Raw genomic sequence first — 21439 nt, 5'->3', positions numbered from 1 at the left:
AAAAGGGAACTCGGGATGCGTCTGATATTACTAGGTCCCCCGGCAAGCGGCAAAGGCACGCAATCAGAACGATTGTGTCAGCGTCTGGGACTGCTTCACTTATCCACGGGTGATATTTTACGCGAAGCGATCAAGCAGGGTACCGTTTTGGGGAAGACGGCACAGCCCTACATGGATGCCGGCAAGTATGTTCCCGATACGTTGATCAATGGAGTGATCGAAGAACGTTTCAGCGGTCCGCATTGTCCATTCCGATTTCTGATAGATGGATACCCTCGCACCCTGCCACAGGCTGAATCGTTTGATGTCATCTTGAAGCACGCGGGAATGCAACTCGATGCCGTGCTGCTGCTCAATGTCAATGATCAGGAAGTGGTGGAACGCATTTGTGGGCGACGCATCTGTTCGAAGTGCGGTCACAGCCATCATTTGCGGTACCAGCCGCCGCGTATTGCAAATCAATGCGATAACTGTCACGGCCAGTTGATTCAGCGTCCCGATGATTCCGAAGTAATTATCCGTCAGAGACTGGAAACTTTTCGGACTTCGACAGTTCCGGTCATTGACTATTACCGAAAACATCGACTATTTCAGGAAGTGAATGGGCTGGGAAGTGTAGAATCAGTTACCGAGGCTTTGATGAAAGCACTCGAAAAGGAATTGACCCCATGATGCAGAAAAGCCAGCATCAAGTACAAAAGCCGATTTTGAAGACACCCGAACAGATTGCCAAGATGCGGGAAGCCGGCAAACTGGTTGCTGAAGCCCTTCAGATTGCCCGCACTATGGCCAAACCAGGTACGCGAACACTGGACATCGATCAGGCAGTGGATGCCCTGTTTGCCAAGCATGGTGCGGAGCCTTTGTTCAAGGGTTATCCTGGCAAGCGACCTTTTCCAGCATCTACCTGCATCTGCCTGAATGAACAAGTGGTGCATGGCATACCGGGGCCAAGAGTCTTGCGGCCAGGCGATCTACTTAAAGTGGATACAGCCTGCAAGCTCGATGGCTTCTGTGCAGACTCGGCAGTCTGTATCCCCATTGGTGATAATGTCAGGCCGGATATCCTCAAACTGGTAAAGGTTGCCGAAGAAGCCTTGGCTATTGCGATTCGTGAAGTAGGCCGCAAGAAGCGGTGGACCGAAGTATCGAGTTTGATGCAGCAGACAATTGAAAAGAACGGCTTCAGCGTGGTGGAGAGATTCGTAGGGCATGGCATTGGCCGCAGTATGCATGAAGCGCCACAGGTTCCCAATTATGTGAGCCGGGAAATGCGGGAGGTGGATTTCGACTTGGTGCCGGGCCTGGTGCTGGCCATAGAGCCGATGGTGAATTTCGGCAAGAAGGATGTGCAGGAACTGCCTGACCAGTGGACCGTCATTACACGCGATCGTCTGCCCAGTGCACATGTTGAGCATACGGTGGCGATTACCGAACAGGGCGTTCAGGTTTTGACCGCTGAGTAAGCCATGTTGCAATCGTGGCAATCATTGTGGATTCTGGCGGGCAAGGATATTGCACTGCTGTTGCGTGACCGGCGTTCAGCACTACTTTTGCTGGTCATGCCTGTCATTTTCATACTCGTGCTCGGCATGGCACTGGGGGAAACCTTTGGCCAGAAACCTGATGACCGGTTGCGAATCAGCCTGGTTGATCTGGACCGTGGTGTAGAGGATCGCGAAGCAGCGATCAAAGAATCGGCAGCCTGGCTGCAAGCATTGCCTTTGCCCATGAGCTGTCATGTTGCAACATGGACTGGTCAAACGGGCATGGCCCAGATTCTTCGGTTATCGCAGTTTCCGTATGAATCGTGGGCCAGGGTAGTGATGCGTGATCTGGCCGAAACGGCAGAGATCCGCATCGAGGTACTACCTGATCTGGCAACAGCGGAAAAGCTGGTGCAATCGTCCCAGCGATCAGCGATCATTGTCTTTGGGCCTGAGTTCAGTCAGAAGGTTTTTCAGTGTTCCTTTCTGACAACCGGTATTAACCCGTTCTATCGGGATGGCGTTCGGCTGGAGCTCTTGGATGCACGGGTGTTGCGTGATCCTACGCAGTCTGCTGCTGCATCGATTATTGAGCAGGTTGGCCAGGTTTCGCTGCTGCGGGTGATTTTGCCATGGATGATCGGTCGTGCATTTGAAAAACTGAGCGATCCATCGTTCTTGAGTGTACTGGCTGCAGAGGCGAAAATTCCTCGTTTCCTCCTTACCGAAGATTTCAAAACACAAATGGGGACTGGCATCAAGGCAGCGTTGAAGAAGTTGTTTGCCAAGTACAATCTGACAGGCAAAACCTGGGCAGCTCTTACCAAGTCTGAATCACGCTGGTCGGACAACCCTGAATGGTTGACCTACCAGGCAGACCAAGGCGGACTGTTACAACGAGGGGCAGTGCGTTATCAGGTACTGGTACCATCCTACACCGTGATGTTTGCCTTCTTTATGGTGTTGACCGTAGGTTGGATGTTTGTGCAGGAACGTCGGCAGGGTACGATGTATCGACTGGCGATTGCACCGATGGGGAAGCATGTGATCTTGGGTGGCAAGTTTCTGCCTTGTCTGATGTTGTCTATACTACAGGGTTTCTTCCTTCTGTTGATGGGCAGGCTGATCTTTGGCATGAACTGGGGCACAACGCCGGGCTGGCTGATACCGGTGGTGCTCTGCACGAGTTTTGCAGCAACCGGGCTGGCATTGTTGATAGCAGTCATTGCCAAAACGGAAAGCCAGGTTGCTATTCTTGGTACGTTGCTGGTACTGGTGATGGCAGGCATCAGCGGATGTTTGATGCCTCGCGAGCTGATGCCTGAATCGATGAAGGAAATCAGCCGAGTTACTCCCCAAGCGTGGTCGTTGGACGCCTATGCCCAGCTTTTGTTGAATCCATCGCCGAACCTGATGATGGTACAGACCTCGTGCCTGGTACTGCTTGGTTTTGGCACGGGATTTGTGCTGCTTGCACACCTGTTTTTCAGAAATGAATGACGCTTGAAACTTCGTAGAGTGTCGTGGAGTACACATTAAGACTTTTGGCGAGACGGTTTAATACAGTGTGGCTGCATTACTTGCCAAACCTGCAAAAAACTGCAAGATGCTTACTATCAGTTAGAAGCAGAAACCTTCAACCTTGATCAGGGTGATTTATGTTGATGAAGTGTTCGATGAGATTGCTTACGTTAGCTTGTGCAGCGATGCTGTTGCTGAACCCCGCCAGATCGCTGGCGCAGGGCGTTTCAGCAGATAAGTATTTCCCGGAAGGAACCGATACAGTCATTCAACTCAACTTGAATCAACTGATGGGTTCCAAGCTTCTGGCCAAGGGCATTCCCCTGGTGGTGAAGAAGTATGGCGAGAACGTCATGAGCATGATGGCCAACTTCGTGCCCGACGATAACGTCAAAAAGATGATGCAGGACATGGCCCCGGAATTGAAGAACCATGTTACCGAAGAAGCGGTGTCCCGGGCCATGGAAGCCGGAAAGGAAGCGGTTCGTGATTTCACCGTGGCCATCAATTCCAAGGAAGAAGTGAATGGCATTCCCCAACTCACGATCTGCATGGGTATCCCTGCAGTGAATGCAGCCATGGTGGAACAGTTTGTACCCATGATGCAGGGTTCCGGTCAGATTGAAGTCAAGTCAGAGGAAATTGGTGGTGTAACGGTGTTTGAAATGAAGCCCAATACCGCACCCATGGCTTTCTACATGGCAGTTCCTGAAGATGGCATGATGGTCATGAGCATCTCCAAGGATACGCTGACCAAGACCATCAAGAACAAAGGCAAAAATAACGTCAATCCTGAGTTCAAGGCACTACTCGCACAACGCAAAAACAGCTATACGCTGTTTGCTGCAGGTCTGGCCCCCAAGAACAGGCCTGGCGAAAAGCATTTTGTAGCTACACTGACTGTCGATAAAGACATTAACGGCAATGTCAATGTTGAATGCGAAGATGCAGACAAGGCCAAGGAAAAAGCCAAGGAAGCCAATGAAGGCTTTGAAGGCGCCGTTTCAACCATCATGGGTTTTGCCGATGATCATCCAGAACTCAAGCCACTCAGCGAATCCCTTAAGAAAGTCAAAGCTGAGGTGACTGGTTCAAACGTTAAGATGAATCTTTCAGTCAATGGAGATGATCTGATCAAAGCCATGAAAGATGCGAAGTAATTGTTTTGGCACTACAAACATCGAAGCTCCTTCCGAATGGAAGGAGCTTTTTTTGCGTCTGCTGTGAATGAAAGGGTCGTGATGGTACTCCATCTCGAACCAGTAGACTTATTGCATTGTCGCAAACCTGCAGGGTCGAAAATGAGTACATTGACGAGCCTGCCACAGAGGTTCATCTATCTTATGTTTTCTTCAGTAGTTGCAGGTTCTGGAATTGGCCTACGATTTTATTACTCGGGACGCCGAGCCACTGATCGAGAATAGTTGAGTAAATGCTTCGGAAATCGGTGTGGTGAATCAGATTGCCATCATCGAGCTTATCCAACCTGGGGTGAGCGCCGACGAGGCCGCCGTTTACACTTTCGCCTAACAAGAAGACTGGTGCAGCAGCGCCATGATCGGTTCCCTGGCTGCCATTCTCTTTAACTCGTCGTCCAAATTCAGAAAAGGTAAGAATAACAACCCGCTTGGCGTGGCCGCGTGCCTTCAAATCCCGGTAGAAAGCAGTGAGAGCACTGGAAAGTTCAGTAAGCAGCCGGGAATGATTACCGGCCTGGTCAGCATGGGTGTCGTAGCCATCCTGTTCCACGTAAAAGATTCTGGCTCCGATTTCGACATCAATGAGTTGTGCTGCCAGCTTGAGCCGTTCGGCCAGGCGGTTGGCAGGGTAGGGGACTTTTGAATCGTAGTTTTTTGCTATCTCACGCAATTTCTTGACCGTCGAGAAAGTACCGGCGGAAGTTCTTTGCACATAGTCGAGCAAGGAGGATGACTCGGTTACACTGGCCTGTCCAGATTTTTCGATGATTTCCCTCTGATGCTTACGATCGAGGTTGGTGTGGCCTGAAGCGCGAAGTTCCATATCTGCCAGAGAAGTGATGGTAGGACACTTGATGGAACCGGTCAGGGCTAGGGGCGAAGCTTCGCCCTGATTGCCCAGATGATAACCAGAACCTGAGCCTTGTTTGAAATGTCCCAGACTACGTCCAAGCCATCCATCACTGTAGGGGCCATCCAAGCGAGCGGAGTGCCAGATGTCCATCGAAGTGAAGTGTGATTGATTGGGATTAGGATAGCCCACACCCTGGACGATGGTTAAAGCCTGTTCGTTAAAGAGTTCAGCAAGCCCCTGCAAGACGGGGTGCAAGCCAATATCCTTGTTGAGCTTTTTGATATCCGAAGGTTTTTGCTTCAGCGTAGGACGAGATGCGGCATAAAGGGGATCATTGAACGGAATGACGGTGTTCAAGCCATCGTTGCCACCGGTTAACTGCACCACCACCAGGATGGTATCGCGGCTGCCTTTGGCATCCAGCAGTGGTGTGGCTGCTGCGGCACGAGTCAGGAATTGGGGCGATGACAAGCCATAGGCCACCAGGCCAGTGCCAGCGAAGGTTGATTTCAAAAATGATCGACGATGGAGAAACATAGCAACTCCTACAGTAGCTGAAATTCAGGCAAGGTCATGATCAGATGGCACATGGATCGGATTTGATACTCCATGATCAGCTCCGCATTCCAGTATCGGGCATATTTCTGCTCACGCAACTGCTTCATACGTAATTGCAGTCGTTCCCTTGTTGTCGCAGGCAGATCATTCTGCAACAGCAATTCAGAAAGCATGGTGACAACCGGGGCCAGTTCAGATTGGGCTCCAGTTTTGTGCTTCTTCACCAGCCGGGAAGGATCGCATCGATTGAGGATACGTTGATCTTCGGTTGAAGATAAAGCCAGACACAGGTTATGGCGCAGGAGCAAAGTCGAAGAGTTCAGCCATTGTGCGCCTCCATCCCATCCCTTGACAGATGGAGGTGCAAACAGTCTTTGACCCAGCGGATCGAGCATTTCTGCAAACTGAATGGTGTCAACTCTGCCTTCGAGCATATGTACGACACTCAGCCCGAACTCGACCGGCGATTTGATTTTAGCCCGATAGCAATCGGGAGAAAAAAAGAGATTCGAACGGAGCATCACGCCAACCAGATCTGCGATATCATACTGGCTCTTGTAGAAGCGTTCAGCGAGTGGCTGGATCAGTGCATCATCGGGGACGAGCGTATCGCTCATGAAATGCTTGAATAGTTTTCTAGATAAGAACGATGCACATGTCTTCTTGTCCAGGCACATGTCAACAATCTGATGGCCGTCGAATGAGCCAGCTTTGCCGAACACTTTTTTGGAATCCGAGTCGATGTCTTCCTGATAGACATGAAATGCATCATTCTTGATGCCCCAGCCGGCAAACGCGCGGGCAGCCTCACGAATATCTTGTTCGGTGTACTGGTCAATTCCCAAGCTGAATAATTCCATTAATTCGCGGGCGTAATTCTCGTTGGGAGTTTTCTTTCGATTGCTGACAGTATCCAGCCAGACCATCATGGCGGGGTCTTCAGAGATGGCATGCAACATGGGGCCGAATCGTTTCAGAGCATGTGTGCGAATGAGTTGATTCTGCCGATACATTCGGCCAACATGCTGCACCTTGGCATTGCTGGTTGCGAAGTGATTGTGCCAGAATAATGTCATCCGTTCCAGCAATGGATGAGGCGAGTTCATCATGACATAGAGCCACCAGGCACGCAGACGGTGCTCATCGGCAGTTTCTTCCAGCGGAGCAGCCAGTTTGGCTACACGCGTTTGGAAAGCTTTGAGGCCCGGCTTGCCGGTCATCAACAGATCGATGGTCTGGGTGGGGCCATTCTTCAAAGCGGCTTGCAATTCGGTCCAGTTGGCTCCCCAGCCGGCACGGCGATACAGATGTGCCACCTGCTTCATGGTCCAAGGCGTTTGCGCGGTTGGCTTGTATTCTGCCCAGGCCCACTGTGGGTCAATATCCTTGTGATAATGCAGTTTCATGACATGCTCTACCGTGCTTTAGGGTTGAGATAATTCGCCTGCAATTGCAAACGGAAAACGGGGCTGTGGCTGATGGATAACTCGATGGTGCCTAGTTCATTCAACAGGGATAACAAGCTCGATATTTGGGTTTCAACAGTTTCAGCATCGCCGCCGTGTCTCAGCGTCAGTTCGGTTGCAATGCGAGGCTGCTCGGATGAAAGAACCTGTCCCAGTGCAGTCCAGGAGAAACGGTGCCTGATATCAGCATGGTCTTTATCAGCATGACCATCTGTCTGGTTTGACCGTAGTTCCTTGACCAGGTTCCTGCACAGTTCTCTGCTGGAACTGAGTACGAAGTAATTACCAGCACGGGCAAACGAGGGTGTTACGTTAAACAATACTCCCTGTTCATACTGCTGGTTCTTCTCATTCTCGGTGAACTGGTAGGAGATGATTTTAGTATCCATGAATGTTTCTTCGTTCAGCTTCATGCTGACTTGCGTGGAGTAGAGGAACCCGGCAGTATGCAGTGGCACGGCAATCATCTTGTTGAACTGATCTGGATCAGTGCATTCGAACACCAGGGCTGCAGCAGGGTAAATGATCTTGGGTTTGGTCGTGTATTCCCGTTTTCTCTGTTGTGCAATGACCAGCCGATGCCTGGCGCCCAGCGTGCTGATGATCTTGCCGGGTGTATTGCCAGCCAGGAAGGGTTTGATCGTCTTTTCCCCTTCTTCAACATCCTTGAGAGCACCTTCCTTGAACAGCTTGGTTCGATGCTTCCACATTTCAGCGAAGTTGAAGTAAAAACTGGTGCTGAAGACCGTGCCTGGTGGGTTGAGGAGCGAAAGCAACGATTCGCGTTCCGGATCGTGCATATGCAGAATCCTGGCACCCTCTTGGCTCAGTTTCCGCCCAGCGGGGCTGGTAACTTCAAGACATGGGCCGTGCGTACCTTGTGAGAGGCTCAGCCAGAAATGATCGGAGCGTACCCAGGTATCCAGCAGGCCTCCCAGCAAGAGTTGGGGGATAATGTCGTTGGCGGGCAGCTTGATGTTTTCCAACTCCGATTTTGCCTGATCCTTGTAATATTGTGCATCGAACCAGCCCCAGAGAGTAACATCTTCTGACGATGGCTTTTCTTTGACAATGAAACGAGGATGATCGAGTAGCGATTTGCCCTTGCCATCAATAATGCGGTCAATGGTAGTCTTGATCAAAGTAGAACCATTGCCTGCCATGAAGTAGTTCTCGAACACTGCCAGGTAGAACTGGTTGCCCAACGAATGGATAGTTGCTCCGCGATGCTGTTGTTTCTGGAACGAGAGAAAGACATTTTCCTGCCCAAGGTTTTCCTTGATCAGGTCGAGAATTCCAGAAGATATCTTTTTCAACTGAACTGAATCATTCGCAACTGCCAAAGCCATAATCTGAGGTTGTTTGGATCCTTCTTGAGGCACCAGGGCTAAAGTGAGTCCCTTAGCTGCCAGGCCATCGAGCAGTTGATGCCAGGGCTGCTTATATTCTGTTTCGAGGTAGTTCAGGTACTGTTTGAAACGAACAGCGGGAGTAGATTGGAGCAACTCGCTGACTTCTTCAAATCGGTTGAGCTGAAGGTGATTGAAATAGCCTTGCCATTGGTTAATCAAACGGGTGGGTGAGGGTATCTGCAGAACCGCAATGGCATTTTCCGGTAGGCACTTGAGCGGATCAGCCAGATGTTGATGGTGCCAGGGCAGTGAGGCAGGCAACAATAACGCAAGATGCAAGGCAAGAAACTGCAAGGCAACCATGAGAAAAGCACCTTCATGGGGTTTGAGTCACAGAACATACTCATTGCTGCTGAAGGTTGTTTCACAATCGCCAACAGGTTATTACCTCAGAACCATGTTGCAAGTTCATCTTGACCAGATTACCAGAGCAGTTATATCCAGATAACGCATGGGAGATGTATTATGATGATTGGCAAATGCATGACGATAGTGTGCTGGTTGACAGGGGTATCGATTTGTGCCATGCAGCCTCCCAAAAATGCACCCCGGCAATTGCCTGAAACACCGGCAACGACGGTGCTGGACCAATCCACAGCGGAAAAAAGCAAGGCTGTGCCAGCCCTTATCAAGATTAAGGTTCCCGATAACGCTGTGATCTGGTTTGAAAATCAAAAGATGAATCAAAGTGGCGATCAACGTATCTTTCAGTCGCCTGCATTGGAAATGAAAAAGACCTATTTTTACAAGGTTAAAGTAAGCTGGCCTACCGGAACAGGAACGATGGCCAAGGATTTCGTGACGGAGCAGGAGATTGCAGTCAAAGCTGGTGAAACAACTAGTGTGGATTTCACGCCGCTGGTTACCCATACGAAGGAAGTGAAGCCGACCTCCACGAAAGACCTGATTCGACAGGCTGCACATGCCACACCAGTTCCGGCCCGCAACAACAAAACAAAATAATGCTCGATTCATTCCAGGCATAATATGCCAGCTCAGCAGCTGGCATGTTTCATTTCTTGAGCCAGAAAGTCAGATTGACCTGAATATCGTGACAGACTATAGGCTGTTTGAAATAACTGCAAAGTGGCGAGCTTTGCTACTCAAGCATGGTGAAGGGGAGTGGTGAAAATGAAGCGTCGAACCATCAGTATGTGGCTATTATTGTTACCTGTGATCTCAGGTTGTGCATCTATGGATTGCTGTAACTGGTTTGGCCGCAACACCGATGGATCGACCAACATGGGAAAAAAGCCGACACCAGTGCAGACAGGCCCCATTGCAGGCACTTACGTCAAGCCGGGAGCGAGTACGGTGACTCCTCCAGCTTTCGGAAATGGGACCAATACTCCACCGGTGATCATTTCCAGTCCCGCGCAGGCAGCCCCGCCATCAGTCCCAGCGTCTGGATCGAGTCCATTGTTGACACCTCCTTCCATGCCAAGCGAACTCTCCTCGCCGGGAGCCATGCGGAACCAGGGGACTTTCAATCAATTGCCCACTGCTGAATTAACCAGCACGGGTAACACTAATCCTGTCCTGGCTCCACCTGCGATCTCAGCACCGGCAGTGAGTACGAAGTCCATTGATCTGAATTTGCCTGGTTCCATGTCACAAGCTCCATCACCAGCAACGCCCATGTTGCTGGTGCCGGTTACATCACCATCTCCCGGTGCGGCAGCTACATTACAGTTGCCTCCACCCGTGATTGAGATGCCTGCTGTGGGATCGCCACAAATCAATGCGCCGGTGATTCAGTCCGCTCCCAAGTCTGGCAGCGCTGCAACACCAGCGGGAATGAATCCCGGAACGGTGCCACCACCGCTTCCTCCGGCACCAGCCATACCGGTACTGGGGGGTAAATAAGAATATCAACGCATCAGCGGTTGACGCTCATACCAACGATAGCCGCCAAAGAAATCGAGTTTAACTTTGGCGGTTTTTTCGTGCTGTTGCACCCGCCAGGTCCCTGAAAAACGATAGTCAAAATACTGCCAGCATTTTCGATTAATATCATATTCACCCATGCCCAGCGGCAAACTGGAACTGGAGACTAATTCGACTTTTGCATCCTGAGTGCTTTTCCAAATGGGTTTGGCAGAAGTAGTGATGTTGACAGTACTCTGAGTCTGCTGCTTCAGTGTACAGGAGAGTTGAATTTGTGCCTGTCCCATGGAAGGGATCGGCATTTCCCAGTCTTGCTTCCAGCCAACGGGTGTTTTATCCCAGTCACGGGTACCCACTGTCAGGAACCAGGGAGGCGAGTGTTTACCTGGCTTGGACTCATTGACGAGACATTTCCATGTCTGCTGATCTGCAAGCAGAACCCACTCGGACTGAGTGCCTTCCATATTTTTCAGCATCACCTCAGCTCTCGCTCCTGATTCGTTTGGATTATTGACGATGATTTTTTCCAGCGTCACTTTCAGCGTGACACGGTCGCCAGTGCGATTCACTACAGAATATCTCCAGAGACGTGTCGTATCGAAATAGCTATTGGTCTGAACGGGTTCGAGAACCTGAATGTATTGCCGTTGATATTCGACGACAAAAAATTCCTGACCCGTTTTAAAGGACCATTGCACCGCCACGGGGCTGATGGGTTCTTGTACCAGCAGTGATAATAGAATAATGATCATTATGAATAATACCCAGGATGCACGAAGCTGTTCCTGGGTAATGCAGTAGTTTTATGAAATTATTCAGGTTTTCTGGTTTTCGCACTTTCCAGCCAGCGATTCCAGCGATCAACCGATTTTCCAAAATCCTGTCCGGAAATGACTTTAAGTGATTCGAGTGCTGCGGCAGATACGCCAACATCCTGATCTGCCAGCAGAGGAATCAGGCTGCGAGCACCATCCATATTCTCCCTGTCATCTTTCAGACGAATGGCGATCGCGGCAGCAAGACGTACTTCGCGATCATCACTTTGTGTGTTTTGTGCAAGTGTTTCCGTCTTCATGCGTTTGAATCGTTGAGCCAGTGCTTCACGAGCCAGTTCCTTGGAAGTGTTCGTGTTTAATTTGCCGATGGCATCCAGCAGTGCAATGCCATAGTCTGTGCCAGGAGTGTCAGATAATTGCTGCAGGATTTCAGCTTGTCGGGGTGGTGGCGCCTTGAGCAATTCATCCATCAAATCCTTGGCAATTGACTTGCTGTCTGTCTTCTTTGGTTCGGCTTTTTTCATGTTGAGAGTTGGACCTGAACCAATTGAACCTGCGGTGAAATCTGCTTCCTGCAAGCTGCCCAGCAGATTGGATTTAGACAGGAATAACAGGCAAAAGGCAGTATCGACAAAAGGCCCCTGGTGGGCATCCATACTCCATCCGCCATTGTTCGTTTGTTTGGACATGAGGAATTTCGAGCCTACTTCAAACCAGTCCACGCCGTCAATCTTTCGCCAGCGATAAAGGGTTGCAACACGTTCGAGCGACCAGAAGAAATACGAGATATGTCCTTCTTTGGGGTTGCCGTTGATGAAGTTGAACAACGATTGCATAATGTATGCTCTGGCTTTGACAATCTGCTCATCGGTGTCAAGCCGTTTGACAACATCGGTAGATCCGCTGCTTCCCGCACCGCGGAAATCTGCCGACTGGCTCTGCGTGGCAGCACCAGCATGCAGAGCGATGCCGAGAATGCCAGCACAGGTCATGGATCCAGTAGGCGGATTGGGTATGCTGACGGCATAAGTAGTGTCGTATCCCCAGCCACCATCTGCACGCTGCGATTTACGGAATTTCTTTTCACATAGACTCAGTGCTGCATCAATTGCACCACCCGGTTTTCCATGCTTTCTTGCTACCCACAATGCCACGACGGCAAACTGCGTGTTGGAATTGTCAGTATAAGTAAAAGGTAAATCATAGCCCCATCCGCCATCGGAATGTTGTCCCTTGGCTATCAGATTGGCTAATCGGAGAATAGAGTTTTTGTCACTTTGAGTCATATTGCGGTCCCTGTTGATGCGATCCAGGAACAGCACGCAAAGGCAAATCGTGTAGTTGTAATTGAAATTCGGATTGCTGACGGCCTTGCGTACGACGCTGGCGGCTGCCTGGATCTGCCGATCGTTCGAGGGCACGCCAGACTCCATCAGTGCAATGGCACAAAGTGCGGTAGCTCCAATGACATTCTTGTTCGTAGGATCGGCACTTCCGCCGAATTCCCAAGTGCCTAACTTGGTCTGGGAGTTGCGAAGAAACTGAACGCCCCGCTCAATAGCAGGCTTTACCAATTCCTTCAGCGTTTCATCCTGCGATGTGAGTGATGTGGGACATGCCAGAGTCGCCAGTACAATCAGGGCTGTTGACAAAACCAGTGCAGTTCGCATGGGGCTCTCGATGAGTAGCGGTACTCAACCAATTCTACTCACTAGCTTACTTTACAGGTACGACGTTGCCAACACCTTCTCCATTTCTTTCATACATTGAATTGGGGTATTGCGAAGCAGGGTGGCTGGGAAGATTGAATGAGTCTTAACCGTTTTGTGGCCATCAGTGTAGATCCTGCAGTCGAAGTGGGTGCATTTCATGCAGTCGAGATGCTTCGCCGCAGTGGCTGGCGATCGCAGTTGTTTACCATGACAGGTGAACAGCAATCATCATTCGAAAACACGTTACTACATAACCCATCCATCGCCGCAGTACTTGAACTCAGTCTGAGTGATCTGACTGCTATGCAGTTGGGGGTTCGACCTAAAGTCGTGCCCGAAAGATTAACATCAGCCGCCATGCTAGGCATCCCACAGGTAATTGTGCCTGGGTGCCTGGATCACGTCATTGTCTCAAGCAATGATCCTGTTCCCATCGACAGGGAACAGATGGCGCTGGATCAGGTTACCACGCTGATTCGCACCTCAGCAGAAGATTGTGATGCCCTCGGAAAAGAGTTAGCCTTCAAAGCGAGCGCCAGCCATGGCATTGTGAAAATAGTGTTCCCGCGAGGCGGATTGTCGTCGTGGGATGTTGCAGAACAGCCTGACTATGACAGCCAGATGAATCAGGCCTTGCTGGATAGCCTGTTACTCTGGAAATCACCCGCGATTGAATTGATAGAGTCACATCGACACATCAACGATTCATTGTTCATTCAGATTGTAGTCGATCAATTACTGAAATTGTTAGTGGTTCGTCGTTGAAATTGACGTGAGTTGCCATACCGCTCAAGACAAATCGGCTTGTCTTGATTGTTACTGTCAGCATGCAGATGCCAGACGATGCGGTCGGGGTACTGGCCAATCAAGGTGTCGTTTTTTGCATCTGTAATAGAACGTGCCCAAATGATTGGCTGGTTGGCCAAGTCGGCGTTGTTGTATACCCATTCCTGGCCGGTGTTGTGCCCTTTGCCATATGTCAACAACACGAGATGCTTCTCTCCTTGTGATAACAATTCGCGTTTGATCTTTTCACGCTGTTCAGTCCATGCGCTGCCTGACTGAACACCCGCCATGGCGCGTTCAAAGACGACCTGGCTGACGTAGCCAGTGAGTAGCATGATTGCAATAAAAACCCCAAGTCGAAAGTTGCGATATTTCCAGAAGCAGAGAAAACGTATGCCGAAGACAATCACCATCGTCCAGGCTGGGAAGGCCGGTGCAGCATAATGATGCAGAAACCAGGAGACACTCGTCAGTATGGTCAGAGTGGCTACCCAGATCAGCAGCAGAAAGGCTGTATCTTTTCGCTCAAGCAACTCTGGCAGTGTTGCTAGGGGTATTAGCCAGAGCAAACCGAAAAAACAGGTCCACGCCACACCGAATTTGAAACGGGCAATGGTAAACCACTGAGCAGGGTTACGCTGCATTTCATACCATTCAAACATTTGTTGATTGAACAAGCGAATCTGTTCATGCTGATAAGCCGGTATTTCGTGACGTGGAGAACTGATCAGAAACAGCGGAGTTCTGCCATATTGCCGTTCATGTTCCAGATAAGGCATCAGGAACTTGTTGCCTGTACATGCTTTATTCAATTGCAGTTGGAGATAACCTGCTGGAACTAAAGCCAGTAATGCAGCAGGCATGACCTTACACAGAAAGTTCATTCGGTTCGTCTTGCTAAGGAGAAGATAAAGAGTGGGTATGCCGATCAACGTTGAAACAATGACGCCTTCAAACGGTCGAGTCCATGCCAGCAGCACTAATCCCATCGCCAGGAATAGTCCGTCGATTGAACGTGCTGGACGATGCCAAAGTTGCCGATATGTACCCAGCAGTAGTGCACTACCTGTGGCAGCGAGTGGGCCGCCCACGAAATAGCAATCGCTCCAGTTGCTAGACATCAGCAGGCCGGCCAGGATTGAAGCCAGCCAGGCCCAGCGTGCTGGTAGCCATTGTTGAAACGTCCAAGAGAGGACACTGGTTGCCAGCAGTAAGGCTAGCAACACACCAAAGTAGGTATGCCCCAAAAGTTGGCCGACAGCGAGTGCGATGCCCATGCCGGGTTGATACTTGGAGTGATAGCCTGGAACGACATTGATGTGAAAGCTCTCGAAATGCTCCCAACCGGCAGGTGTCGGGTTACTAAATCTTCCATGTACATAAGTGTCTGCTGCCAGGTGATAGGAAAGTTCATCATGATTGCCCGGGTAAGGGAAGTGTCCACGAATGAGGCTGGGCAGCAAGGCGAGGAATAATGTGAAGATGGATGGGATCACCCAATGTATGCGTTTGGTGCCAACCTCTTCCCAGAACAATTGGAGTTGCCTGGCAGGCTGTTGTGTCAGCCAGCGAGCCACAATGAAGCCGATGGCCATCGAAAGTGGAATGGTTAACTGCACTCGTTCAAATTCACGAGACAGAGCGCTGGCCGTCATCATGGCCAGGCCAGCAGCCAGGGCGATCCAGCGAATCATATGCATCTCGGTGTACCAGTTCTTCCAGAATACCCAACCATAGCTTATTGCAGGTCAGAAGAAATAGAGGAATCAGGTCAATAGCAATTGCACGCCGGATTGCATTGCTGGGGAAGAATGGAATTGAACCAGTTTGCACATTTAAGCTATAAGTTCCTCAAGAGTGGAAGTTGAAAAGCTCGTGCCTGCAGGTGCAATTGTGAAGTTTGATGTTGAATCGTGGCAGCAACTGATATCCGGAAAGAAACAAGGACTGGCTGCAGGTGGGCTGAGGAGCATACTTCTGGTTCTGAGTTTCGGTTACGGCCTGGTCATGATCATCAGGAACTGGATGTACAATGCTGGTATGCTGCGTCAGCATCGTGTCGATGTGCCGGTGGTAGTGGTAGGCAACCTTACGGTAGGCGGCACAGGCAAAACACCAGTTGTTGAATGGATCGCCCGATATTATCGTCAACTGGATTGCCGGGTGACCTTGTTGAGTCGAGGCTATCAATCATCAGTTGGGCAAAATGACGAAGCCATGCTGCTGGAAGCGAATCTGGTGGATGTACCTCATTTGCAGGGACGAGATAGGGTTGCATTAGCACGGACAGCTATCGACGAACTGGAAAGCGAACTGCTGCTGCTCGATGATGGGTTTCAGCATCGCAGGCTGGCGCGAAATCTCGACATCGTACTCATAGATGTGACACGTCCCTTTGGATATGGCTACTGTCTGCCTCGCGGGATGCTGCGTGAACCTATATCATCGCTCAGAAGAGCAGGGCTGGTGCTGCTGACAAGAACGGATCAAATCGACATTCAGCAAGCCAATGTAATCGAAAAGAGGATCAAAACGATTGTCCCCAACTGTCCTGTCGTTTGGTGCAGACACGCGCCGTTACATCTGCAAAACAGTGAACAAGAACGAACAGCAGGCGAGTTGGACGGAAAGCGTGTCGCTGCATTCTGTGGCATTGGCAATGCCGAGAGCTTTTTTCAAATGCTGCGGTCGCTTAACGCTGACATGATTGCGACGAAGACTTTTCCCGATCATCATAACTATACTCGAACCGATGTTGAGTCGCTCGCAGCTTGGAGCAGGCAACAGCCAGAAGGCACCTGGATTATCACCACACAGAAAGACTGGGTGAAACTGCAATGCAATGAACTAGGCAATAAGCCACTCTGGTTCCTGCGAATCGGCATTGAAGTCACCCGAAATCAGGAACTGCTGGAGAGCAGTATACAACAAGCCATTGGCAAGGCGGACAAGGATTGCCCGTCTTCCAGTTTTCGTTCCATCAATCCGTTCCTTTCTTTTCGCAAGGATGCTTATGATTCCGCCAACACTCAGCCCGTTTGATCTGCATGGTTTGGTGACTTACGAATTGCAAAGTCGCCCCAGTAAGGTTTTTGCAGAGGATCTGGGTAAGCCTGTAGGTCCGGATACCACGGTGGGCGACTGGCTGGACAGTCTGCCCAGTCAGTTGGGAGCGAAAGACCTGCGCGAAGTGCGTGATCATATCTGCCGGGCTGTTGCAACGGATAAACGGGTGGCAGTTGCTTTGGGTGGGCATGTCATTAAGACAGGATGTGGCACTTACCTCATTGACTGGATCAAGCGAGGCATCATCCAGTCGGTTTCCATGAATGGCTCTGCTTCGATCCATGATTTTGAACTGGCACTGGTGGGAAAGACCAGTGAGGATGTCGCCAGGCAGTTGCCACAGGGCAAGTTTGGAATGGCCCAGGAAACAGCGGATGCTTTTGCAGTTGCTACCCGCATGGGGGCAGAAGGTTATGGTTTAGGACATGGCCTGGGGCGGTACATGAGTGAATTGCCATTGCGGCATCCGGAAGTCAGTGTGGTGCTGGCGGCATACCAGGCTGGCATTCCCTGTACGGTTCATGTCGCCATGGGTACTGATATTGTTCACATGCATCCGCATGTGAGTGGATCCTCTCTAGGCGAGGCTACCATGATCGATTTCAGGCTTCTCTGCACGGTGCTCAGCCAGATGGCTGGAGGCGTATGGATGAACCTGGGCAGCGCTGTCATCATGCCTGAAGTGTTCCTCAAAGCTGTCAGCGTGGTGCGGAATTTCGCGCATAGCCTGGACGGGATGGTTGCGGTCAACCTGGATAAAAACAGTCAGTATCGAAGCAAAGTGAATGTCACGGAGCGGCCAGCAGAGAAGGGATATGAACTGATTGGACAGCACGAGATTTTGATCCCCTTGTTGCATGCTGCAGTGGCCAGCAAGATGGCGATGCACAAGCCTGAACAGGAATTAGCAACCTATTCACAGGCAGCGTAGTGCCATTGTTCAATGGTAGACAGCACTCGTAACCACGATAGTTATGGGTGCTGTTTTTGTTTTCATAAGATGATTTGCATGGCATTTCTTGAGCTTCACAACATCGTGTATCAGTATGGGGCACAGCGTGCGCTGGATGGTGTGAGCTTTTCTGTTGAGGCGGGGGAATGTTTTGGTCTGCTGGGGCCTAACGGTGCTGGCAAATCCACTTTACTATCGATTCTTTCATGTTATCGAGATGCACAGTCCGGTTGGGTTCAGCTTCAAAGCGAGAAGATATCCAGCCACAATCAGGCTTGTCGCCAATCCATTGGGCTGGCTCCCCAGGAAATAGCAGTTTACGGAGCACTGACTGCGAGGGAAAACCTGCTCTTTTTCGGCAGACTGTATGGTGTTGCCAAGACGGAACTTCACGAGCGAGTGGACAATCTGCTGGAGGCCGTTGGGCTGCAGAGCAAAGCCCATCACCGTGTCGAAACCTTTTCCGGCGGCATGAAACGCAGGATGAACCTGGCTGCAGCACTTGTTCACAAGCCACCACTTCTCTTGCTGGATGAACCGACGGCGGGAGTTGATCCGCAATCGCGCCATCATCTTTTCGAAGAAATCAGACGAGTCAACAGACAAGGTACTACCATCATCTACACCACGCATTACATGGAAGAAGTAGAGGCGCTTTGCAGCAGAGTGGCAATTCTCGATCATGGAAAACTCATAGTGGTTGATACCCTTCCTTCATTGATCAATTTGATTCCAAGCCGGGTATCATTGACTTTGGAAAGACTGTCACCGGAATTTGTTCAGCATCTATCCAAAATCGAAGGCATGTCTGTTCTGGAACTTGAAGGCAATACTGTTCAGCTTGAAATGAAAGATTCGTCCAGCCTGCTTGTGAAAACGGTAGAGAGTATCAGGCAGTTCAGTTTGAATGTGATACACATGGAGCCGCAAATACCGACGCTGGAGCGAGTGTTCCTGCACTTGACGGGCCGCGCTCTTCGGGATTAAGACATCCAGAGCCAGAATACACCAATCAGGATCGAGCCGATGGTAACCGGGATGCCCACCTTGCTGTAATCCCAGAAACTGATGTTGATGCCGTCTCGCCGTGCATATTCCACGACGATGAGGTTGGCCACCGAACCGAGGATGGTCAGGTTGCCTGCAAAAGTGCTGCTCATGGCTAATGCAAGCCAGCCTGTTTCCTGTTGGGCAACGGGCAGCGATAAGAGAATGGGTTTGAAGAGCAGAACGGCGGGTACGTTGCTGACCAGATTCGACAGCGTTGCGGAAAGAAGACTGAGCAATCCCACAGGATCTCTTTCCAGCAGTGGCCATTGCGTCCAATTCCCGGGCTGGATGATAATGGCATCCATGGCACCAACCACGATGAACAGGCCGGTGAACATCAGCAGCAGGCTCCAATCAATCTCTCGCCAGATGAATCGTGGCGAGAACCGGTCGAGAATCAGCACTGCTGCTGCTGTCAGGGCCACGGTGGCCAAATGAAATCCAGCCAGGAAGCCTGCAACTGTGATAACCAGGATGAGGATAGACTTTACCATCAAGCGGTCGTGCCGTCGGGAGGGTTTGAGATAAATGACATCGTGGAGAGTTCGCTCGATTGGAATGGTGGAACTCAGCGACTTCTGAAACATCAGGCACATGATACCAAAGCAACCCAGCAGGCTGATGAGTGTGGGTACACTAAGTCGGGAAAGGAACGTCAGAAAGCTGATGTGCGACCATTCTGCAATCAGCATGTTCTGTGGATTGCCGATGGGTGTGCAGGCAGAACCCAGGTTGGAAGCAAGTGCCAGAGCGATAAGATGGGGCTTGACAGACCAGCCACGATCCCGGCAGACTCGAATGACCAAAGGCGGCAGGGCCAGGCAGATGACATCATTCACAAGTATCGCAGAAAATGTGCTGGATAAGACTATCACCAGGAAGAGAAAGCCATGTTGAGTGGCTACTCTGGAAGCTGCCCAATCTGCGACGCGGACAAAGAACCGTGCTCGACGCAGTACTGCAACTATCACCATCATGCCGAGCAGCAGGCCCAGAGTTTCAAAGTTGATGAACTGGGTAGCTTGCTGGAAGTGAATCACACCTGCTGTTAAGAGCGCCACCGCGCCGAGCCAGGCAATCGCGACGCGATCGAGTATGAGGCCGGGGAAACTGCCTCGCGCCATACCAATGTAAGTAATGACGAAAATAATGATGCAAAACCATTGGCGAGCGTCCATTCTTTACTGTGTCCTCAAGTGCATTATGTTTCCAACAGCAGCTTCATTTCATTGGATTCGACAAATTTCATCGATTCATAGAGCATCCGACCGTGCTGACTGGCGTGTAGAGTGACCACTTTGATATGACGTTTACGGCAAAACTGTATGCAGTGTTCCGTCAGCATACGTGCCAGACCGTGTCTTCGATGTTGAGGTTCTGTAAAGACATTCAGAATATAGCCTCGCGGGCCGATGGGATCGAGAACATGTGGAGGCCAGTCCATCAGCCATAATCCTGCACTGGCTATCACATCCTGTTCCGACGACTCAGCCAGCCAGGCGAAGTAGTGCTCCGTCTGCAGGCGCACTGTTACCCATTCGGCAAAACGATCCATCATTGTTGAAAGCAACTGTGTGTCGTTATACCCCATGTCTTCAAACATGCGGCGACGATGCACACACAGTACGGATACATCATTGAGTGTGACAGAACGAATCTGATAGTTCATCGAACTCCTTTTCGACGGGTGTTATCAACAACCACTCACCCCCAATCCCATTCCCAAAGAGGAGAGGGCAGTAATCCTGTTAGACGTCTGATTTTACTTTTGGTCCGAGTACATCGTACAAGCCGCCCAGCAGTTGAATGGCAAGGCCAACCCCGACCAGGCCGCCGCAGATGCGGATGCACTCTGCGAAGAAGGGATCCAGCCGGGCCAGCCACCACATGCCCAGTTCCAGAACCTGGAAGAATAGAACCCAGGGGCCAAAGATGGCGCGAATCCAGGCGGGGTAACGTGTCAACGTAAACAGCAGACCGGTGCAGCCAAACAACACAGCGAACGCCATCATGTGAGTATGGGTGATGGATGCGAGCCTCTGCAGGGGAATGGCCCCAGATGTTGCCTCTTTGTTGTATTTGACAACTCCTTCATGGGATTCCAGCGAGAACTTGGCAACTTCGCCACCAGATCCATGGCAACCTGCACAACGGGTGGTGATGAGCGATTTAATGGATACTGTGCGGGGAGTAGACGGCTTGCCCTGGTCATCTACTTTCAGGAAATCGATGGTAATAGGCTGTTGTGCCAGAGTTTCAGGCAAAGGGAAAGCGTCCTTCTCGTAGTGTTCCTTTTTGGCACCATTTCGCAACCAGGCCAGTAATGCCAAAGCTTCGCCCTCACGTTCCTTCCGAACTTCAGCTTCCGGTTTCTGTTTGATGGCATCCTTCCAGTCATCAGACTTATCGAAGAAAGCCTTGCGCATGCTGCCTGTACCGTTGAAGGGCAAGGTTTCAGGTGCTTCGATCAGTCGTTCAATCTGAGTCTTCTTTTCACCGGTGTGGCCGTGAAATATTTTGACTACATCTTCGCGGGTGGGGAGCGAGTCGCCTGTGGAGGAATGCTGTACCACGAGTTGCAGCAGGCCTGTCATGTATCCTATGCCAGCAGCGGCCATGAAAGTAGCCAGCATGATGCGGACAGGCCAGTTCAGGTTGCTGAGTGAGGTTAACCGGCAGGGGGAGTGATTCGCCATTGTCATGAGTGCTCGATA

General features: G+C 50.7%; 19 protein-coding genes. 10 read left to right on the top strand and 9 right to left on the bottom strand.

Annotated features, from left to right (window positions below):
- The first annotated feature begins 15 nt into the window (after positions 1-15).
- The 4 genes from JNJ77_08155 (at position 16) to JNJ77_08140 (ending at position 4168) form a co-directional block, all read left to right on the top strand.
- Positions 16-672, top strand: coding sequence for an adenylate kinase (locus JNJ77_08155; GenBank protein ID MBL8822544.1), 657 nt, complete (start codon positions 16-18; stop codon positions 670-672).
- Entirely contained in the window at positions 669-1466 is a 798-nt protein-coding gene (gene map, locus JNJ77_08150) for a type I methionyl aminopeptidase (GenBank protein MBL8822543.1), read from the top strand. Before JNJ77_08155 ends, map begins: the two co-directional genes overlap by 4 nt.
- Before the next feature lie 3 nt (positions 1467-1469).
- Positions 1470-2987: an ABC transporter permease gene (locus JNJ77_08145; GenBank protein MBL8822542.1), complete on the top strand. Its 1518-nt coding sequence runs from the start codon at positions 1470-1472 to the stop codon at positions 2985-2987.
- A gap of 176 nt (positions 2988-3163) precedes the next feature.
- On the top strand, positions 3164-4168 hold the full coding sequence (locus JNJ77_08140) for a hypothetical protein (GenBank protein MBL8822541.1): 1005 nt from the start codon (positions 3164-3166) through the stop codon (positions 4166-4168).
- A gap of 181 nt (positions 4169-4349) precedes the next feature.
- On the opposite strand, the gene JNJ77_08135 is transcribed toward JNJ77_08140, so the two are convergent.
- Genes JNJ77_08135 through JNJ77_08125 form a run of 3 tightly spaced genes read right to left on the bottom strand, consistent with a single transcriptional unit; the run spans position 4350 to position 8799 of the window.
- The gene (locus tag JNJ77_08135; protein ID MBL8822540.1) at positions 4350-5597 is read right to left on the bottom strand and encodes a DUF1501 domain-containing protein; all 1248 of its coding nucleotides are present in this window, start codon (positions 5595-5597) and stop codon (positions 4350-4352) included.
- An 8-nt stretch (positions 5598-5605) separates the two neighbouring features.
- Positions 5606-7024: a DUF1800 domain-containing protein gene (locus JNJ77_08130; protein MBL8822539.1), complete on the bottom strand. Its 1419-nt coding sequence runs from the start codon at positions 7022-7024 to the stop codon at positions 5606-5608.
- A gap of 8 nt (positions 7025-7032) precedes the next feature.
- Positions 7033-8799, bottom strand: a complete 1767-nt coding sequence (locus JNJ77_08125) for a hypothetical protein (protein MBL8822538.1) — start codon at positions 8797-8799, stop codon at positions 7033-7035.
- 162 nt (positions 8800-8961) lie between these two features.
- Between JNJ77_08125 and JNJ77_08120 the strand changes: the two genes are divergently transcribed.
- Positions 8962-9459 (top strand): TIGR03000 domain-containing protein, encoded by a 498-nt coding sequence (locus tag JNJ77_08120; GenBank protein MBL8822537.1) that lies wholly within the window; start codon positions 8962-8964, stop codon positions 9457-9459.
- Between the two features lie 168 nt (positions 9460-9627).
- Complete coding sequence (locus JNJ77_08115; protein MBL8822536.1) at positions 9628-10362, top strand: hypothetical protein; 735 nt, start codon at positions 9628-9630, stop codon at positions 10360-10362.
- A gap of 5 nt (positions 10363-10367) precedes the next feature.
- Here JNJ77_08115 and JNJ77_08110 read toward each other — a convergent pair whose 3' ends face one another.
- On the bottom strand, positions 10368-11135 hold the full coding sequence (locus JNJ77_08110; protein MBL8822535.1) for a hypothetical protein: 768 nt from the start codon (positions 11133-11135) through the stop codon (positions 10368-10370).
- A gap of 59 nt (positions 11136-11194) precedes the next feature.
- Positions 11195-12829 carry a terpene cyclase/mutase family protein gene (locus JNJ77_08105; protein MBL8822534.1) on the bottom strand — a complete coding sequence of 545 codons (1635 nt, stop codon included), beginning with the start codon at positions 12827-12829 and terminating at the stop codon, positions 11195-11197.
- Positions 12830-12967: 138 nt separating this feature from the next.
- Here JNJ77_08105 and JNJ77_08100 point away from each other — a divergent pair, with 138 nt between their 5' ends.
- On the top strand, positions 12968-13636 hold the full coding sequence (locus tag JNJ77_08100; GenBank protein ID MBL8822533.1) for a Tm-1-like ATP-binding domain-containing protein: 669 nt from the start codon (positions 12968-12970) through the stop codon (positions 13634-13636).
- On the opposite strand, the gene JNJ77_08095 is transcribed toward JNJ77_08100, so the two are convergent.
- Entirely contained in the window at positions 13603-15351 is a 1749-nt protein-coding gene (locus JNJ77_08095) for a hypothetical protein (GenBank protein MBL8822532.1), read from the bottom strand. The genes JNJ77_08100 and JNJ77_08095 overlap by 34 nt on opposite strands.
- A gap of 181 nt (positions 15352-15532) precedes the next feature.
- Here JNJ77_08095 and lpxK point away from each other — a divergent pair, with 181 nt between their 5' ends.
- The 3 genes from lpxK to JNJ77_08080 all read left to right on the top strand — a co-directional run bounded on the left by lpxK (position 15533) and on the right by JNJ77_08080 (position 18662).
- Positions 15533-16699, top strand: a complete 1167-nt coding sequence (gene lpxK / locus JNJ77_08090) for a tetraacyldisaccharide 4'-kinase (GenBank protein ID MBL8822531.1) — start codon at positions 15533-15535, stop codon at positions 16697-16699.
- A 1-nt stretch (position 16700) separates the two neighbouring features.
- Entirely contained in the window at positions 16701-17654 is a 954-nt protein-coding gene (locus JNJ77_08085; GenBank protein MBL8822530.1) for a hypothetical protein, read from the top strand.
- 78 nt (positions 17655-17732) lie between these two features.
- Entirely contained in the window at positions 17733-18662 is a 930-nt protein-coding gene (locus JNJ77_08080) for an ABC transporter ATP-binding protein (protein MBL8822529.1), read from the top strand.
- Here JNJ77_08080 and JNJ77_08075 read toward each other — a convergent pair.
- From JNJ77_08075 to JNJ77_08065, 3 genes are all read right to left on the bottom strand, one after another.
- Positions 18659-19903: an anion transporter gene (locus JNJ77_08075; protein ID MBL8822528.1), complete on the bottom strand. Its 1245-nt coding sequence runs from the start codon at positions 19901-19903 to the stop codon at positions 18659-18661. The two genes, JNJ77_08080 and JNJ77_08075, sit on opposite strands and share 4 nt — an antisense overlap.
- Before the next feature lie 23 nt (positions 19904-19926).
- Positions 19927-20394, bottom strand: coding sequence for a GNAT family N-acetyltransferase (locus tag JNJ77_08070; protein ID MBL8822527.1), 468 nt, complete (start codon positions 20392-20394; stop codon positions 19927-19929).
- A gap of 79 nt (positions 20395-20473) precedes the next feature.
- On the bottom strand, positions 20474-21427 hold the full coding sequence (locus JNJ77_08065; protein ID MBL8822526.1) for a hypothetical protein: 954 nt from the start codon (positions 21425-21427) through the stop codon (positions 20474-20476).
- Positions 21428-21439: the final 12 nt, after the last annotated feature.

The sequence above is a fragment of the Planctomycetia bacterium genome (assembly GCA_016795155.1).
Lineage (GTDB): Bacteria > Planctomycetota > Planctomycetia > Gemmatales > HRBIN36 > JAEUIE01.
Note: the sequence above shows the minus strand (reverse complement) of the source record. Positions and strands in the feature narration are given on the sequence as shown.